This window comes from Leptodesmis sp., assembly GCF_052746595.1.
Window position 1 is genome coordinate 1 of the sequence record NZ_JBRAGO010000177.1, and the last position, 4,891, is coordinate 4,891.

Sequence of the window (4,891 nt, forward strand, 5' to 3'; positions counted from 1 at the left end):
AGGGATATAAGTCACCCTAGCGACTGAAGTCGCAACTATAGGCAGAAAACCTGCCAATGCAGGTTACTGAAAACCTTAATTTTATTGAGTCTGTGTCGGCAGACTGGGTGAGTGTAGTCGCGTTTTTAACCACCGGATACTTTTCAAACGCTCTCTAAGGCTTTTTCCAATAATTCGGACAGGCTTTACGATCGCCCCCTGAACTTGAGTAGGGATCGCTCAAAATGTCACCCCTGGACTAACTTTTTCCTATGAAGCAGCAGATTCCTGGGTTGCAATGAAACGAAAACAGTGAACAAGGCTGGTGAATGCCTGGATTCTTTGTCAATTGGATTACTTATCAGCAAATCCAGCAAGGTTGGGGATAAGGACGAATAGTTATCTCCTAGTGCTGACTAATGATGAATCTCTAAGGTAAGGCTGTATTCACCCAAAAGTAGCCCCTCAGTCCAGAGTTCATAATTTAGCAGGAGAAAAATAGGAAGGGGATTACCTTTGACACACAAGCTGCGGGTGAAGTTACGGAGACAGAACTGGCGACCACAGTCAATTGTCCCATCCTGCAGCCAGTAACGGCTGAGACCAAACACCCCCGGTTCAAACAGATGGCGGTAACTGAACTGACCATTGCCCTGCATTGTCATAGATACTCGGTAGGGAGAAAAATCTAGCCACAGGAGGCGGGGAGTGGGAATATTGGGAGTGGCGATCGCGGTATCTGGGATGGCCAACACCTCAGTGGACTCGATAACGAGCGGTTCAGTCATCACCAGATGAAAGCGCTCATCCTCTTTTGGGTAGAGGGTGCCAACGGTTTCAGTTTTCGCAGTCAGGAGCAAATCTGTGGAGCTAAAGGTGAGACGAATCGGACAGCGAAGTTGAGTCAGCATGAAGGGAAAACCTAAACGGGTGAATTTTCATTCCCAGGTGCGCATAAGAGCTAGGATGATTCAGAAATCAGGATTAAGTTAAAACGTACTGTTGACCAATCCATAGGCAGTTTATCCGATCCCCATGATGGTGTCTAAGCATATTTCTTTGGAATCCTCTGAATGTCAGCAGAAGCTGACGATCGCCCGTCCCACTGGTGGATTTTCCCTGTCGGGGCGCATTCACATTCCTGGAGACAAGTCCATTTCTCACCGGGCACTGATGCTGGGGGCGTTGGCAACCGGAGAAACCATTGTGAAAGGGCTGTTACTGGGAGAAGACCCACGTAGTACGGCCAGTTGCTTTCAGGCAATGGGGGCAGAGATTTCCAGTCTGAACACCGAGGAAGTCCGAATTCGTGGCATTGGGCTGGGGCAGTTATTAGAACCTGTAGATGTTTTGAATGCGGGCAATTCTGGCACAACCTTGCGGTTGATGCTGGGAATCCTGGCTTCCCATAGCGGACGATTTTTTACTGTAACGGGAGATAGTTCTCTGCGATCGCGGCCCATGTCTCGCGTTGTCAAACCATTGCAACAAATGGGTGCAGAGATTTGGGGGCGCAAGGACGCTTCCCTGGCTCCATTGGCGATTCGGGGCCAGACTTTAAAGCCGATTCATTACCATTCCCCGATCGCATCGGCCCAGGTCAAATCCTGTATTTTGCTGGCAGGCTTGCTGACCGAAGGAGCAACCACTATTACTGAACCCGCCCTTTCCCGCGATCACAGTGAACGGATGCTGAAAGCGTTTGGAGCCAGGATTCAAGTAGATCCAGAGACATGCAGTGCTACAGTGATTGGCCCAACTCACTTAACTGGACAGACGGTGGTCGTTCCTGGAGATATTAGCTCGGCAGCCTTCTGGTTGGTGGCTGGGGCGATCGTCTCCGGATCAGATTTAACCGTTGAGAATGTCGGCATCAATCCCACCCGCACGGGTATCCTGGAGGCTCTGGAACTGATGGGAGCCAACATCACGCTAGAAAATCAGCGAGAAGTGGCTGGAGAACCTGTAGCCGATCTCCGAGTTCGGGGAGATGCATCGCTGAAAGCCTGTATCATTGCTGGCGATATCATTCCTCGACTCATCGACGAAATTCCGATCCTGGCGGTAGCCGCTGCCTTTGCAGAAGGAACTACCGTGATTCGAGATGCCGCGGAATTGCGGGTGAAGGAAAGCGATCGCATTGCCGTTATGGCCAAGCAATTAAACCAAATGGGGGCGCAGGTCACGGAACTCCCAGACGGCATGGAAATTACTGGCGGGCTGCCCCTGATGGGTGCAGAAGTGGACAGTTATACGGATCACCGGATCGCCATGAGTCTGGCGATCGCGGCCTTAAATGCTACCGGAACCACAACCATTCATCGAGCCGAAGCCGCCGCCATTTCTTATCCAGAGTTTTTTTCGACGTTGGAGAATATTTGTAACCACTGAAATATCAACAGCAGACCACTGAACAGGTGTCATGATTGATTTCATCCCGCATCAGATAGACCCGCATAACTACCGGATTGCACGACTTTACGAAAACCTGGATTTCTCTGCAGGTCAAGAATGTTCGCGTTTCCACCAGGCTTGTACGTAGTGAATTTCGTCATAGCCATAGGATTCGCCCAGATGATCGCGAATGCGGCGACGGGAATCTGACCCAACGGCAGCGATCGCCTCCCGAATCTTGTCTTGTCGCTCTTCCGGCACCAGATCATCCAGAGGAATGTCATGGCCCATCTCAATCAGTTCTGCGAGATGAGTGGCGATCGTGCTCAGGCGCAAGTTCCGTTGTTCAGCGATTTCAAAGGGTTTCAATCCCTGCTGATACAGTTGCAGAGTCAGTCGTTGGGTATCAGAGGGGTACAGAGTCAGCGGTGAATTAGCGGCGGGAGAAATAGAGGCGACATTTTCTGAAGTTGGACTTTTCAGGGGCAACCCTTTTTCCTGCCGAAAATCATGGATCTCTTTGAGAAATAGGTCGCCATACTGGGAGAGTTTGCGACTGCCCACTCCAGAAAGGGTGGCAAATTGAGCGCGATTCAATGGTTGTTGTTGCGCCATCAATCGCAACGTGGCATTGGCAAACACAATGTAGGGAGGAACACCCTGTTCGTCCGCCAACCGTTTCCGCAACAAATGCAACCGCTGGAGCAATTCTTCTGTTTCTGCTGTATCAATCGTCTCTAATGGAGAAACAACCTCCTTAATGCGATCGGGTCGAATTGCGATCGCCACGGCTCGTTGCTTACGCAGTACTTCCCAACTGGCTTCATTTAACTTAAGAATAGAATAGCCATCGGTTGTTTCGTCTAATAAGCCCTGGTGGATCAGCGATCGGCCCAACATCCGCCACTCTTCAGTACTGCGATCTTTACCAATCCCGTAAGTCGAAAGCTTATCATGGCTATTTTGCAAAATTCGCTGGCTTTTCGACCCACGCAGGACATCAATAATGTAATTCAAACCAAATCGTTCTCGCACTCGTGCCACACAGGAGAGAAACTTTTGTGCTTCAATTGTCCAGTCTTCAGTGGGCTTAGGTTGCAGACAATTATCACAGTTGCCACACTGGCCTTGAAACGATTCACCAAAGTAACCTAATTGGATAATGCGACGACATTCGGTAGCTTCTGCATAGTTTACCACTCGTCGCAACTGTTGAGTTGCAATCCGCTGTTCATTCTCTAACGGTTCTCCCGTTGCCGGATCCACTTTTTGGCTGATTAAAAACTCAACTGTTTTGATGTCTCCTGTACCAAAAAATAGCGTGCAGCGAGCAGGCTCTCCATCCCGTCCGGCCCGACCCGATTCCTGGTAATAGCCCTCAATGTTGCGTGGTAGATCGTAATGCACCACAAATCGCACATCTGGTTTGTTGATCCCCATGCCGAAGGCGATCGTTGCCACCATCACCTGCACATCATCGCGAATGAAGCGCGTCTGGTTTTCGGCGCGGGTTTTGTTGTCCATCCCCGCGTGATAGGGCAGCGCAGAAATGCCATCATGCTGCAGTTTAGCGGCCAGTTCATCGACTCGCTTGCGACTCAGGCAGTAGACAATTCCCGATCCCTGAGATTGGCGGATAATCTGCACCAGTTCGCTGTAGGATTGCCGCTGTTTCGGACGCACTTCGTAATACAAATTGGGACGATTAAACGTCGCCACATGCACCACTGGATCGTGCAATTCCAGTTGGTGAATAATATCTTCCCGCACACGCTCGGTTGCCGTAGCCGTAAGCGCCATAATGGGGACATTCGGGCACCATTGGCGCAACTGATTCAGTTGGCGATACTCTGGCCGAAAATCGTGGCCCCATTCGGAGACGCAGTGGGCTTCGTCAATGGCGATCGCAGACACATAAACTTGCGAAATCCAGGACGTGACCAATTCCCCATTCAGCAACCGCTCTGGCGCAATATACAACAGTTTGATTTCGCCCTCGACTACGGCCCGTTCTCGCTCCCGCAATTCCGTACCACTCAGGCTACTGTTGAGAAAAGTGGCGGGAATGCCGTTATCCTGCAATGCCTGTACCTGATCCTGCATTAAGGCAATCAGAGGAGAAACAACGATCGTCAGCCCCGGCTTCAATAAGGCGGGCAATTGATAACATAAAGACTTACCGCCCCCTGTCGGCATCACCACCATCAGGTCTTGATTCTGGAGCGCTTTTTCAATCACCAACCGCTGCCCCGGACGGAAGCTTTCGTAGCCAAAATAGTGCTTCAGCGCTTGTTCCAGCGAGGCAAACCGATGATTGGGGGGAGAGGAGGCGATCATAGAGAATCGAGACTTTTGCAATGCATTCTGAATATTAATCTAACGTGAGCTCGGGATAGGAAAAGGGTGGAGCAGATAGGCTGAGAGTTAACAAAACTCATTCCGCCATAACTACCCAATGTTGAGTGCGAAACTCATTACCCAACTGCGACGCGGCATGCAGGGACGACTATTGCCTATT

General features: G+C 50.5%; 3 protein-coding genes. 1 reads left to right on the plus strand and 2 read right to left on the minus strand.

The window, feature by feature from the left end:
* Window positions 1-395: 395 nt before the first annotated feature.
* Window positions 396-890 (minus strand): hypothetical protein, encoded by a 495-nt coding sequence (locus tag ACUVQO_RS22455; RefSeq protein WP_445928045.1) that lies wholly within the window; start codon window positions 888-890, stop codon window positions 396-398.
* A 148-nt stretch (window positions 891-1,038) separates the two neighbouring features.
* Here ACUVQO_RS22455 and aroA point away from each other — a divergent pair, with 148 nt between their 5' ends.
* Entirely contained in the window at window positions 1,039-2,370 is a 1,332-nt protein-coding gene (gene aroA / locus ACUVQO_RS22460; RefSeq protein WP_445928046.1) for a 3-phosphoshikimate 1-carboxyvinyltransferase, read from the plus strand.
* A gap of 114 nt (window positions 2,371-2,484) precedes the next feature.
* Here aroA and recQ read toward each other — a convergent pair whose 3' ends face one another.
* Window positions 2,485-4,731 (minus strand): DNA helicase RecQ, encoded by a 2,247-nt coding sequence (recQ, locus tag ACUVQO_RS22465; RefSeq protein ID WP_445928047.1) that lies wholly within the window; start codon window positions 4,729-4,731, stop codon window positions 2,485-2,487.
* Between the last annotated feature and the right edge of the window lie 160 nt (window positions 4,732-4,891).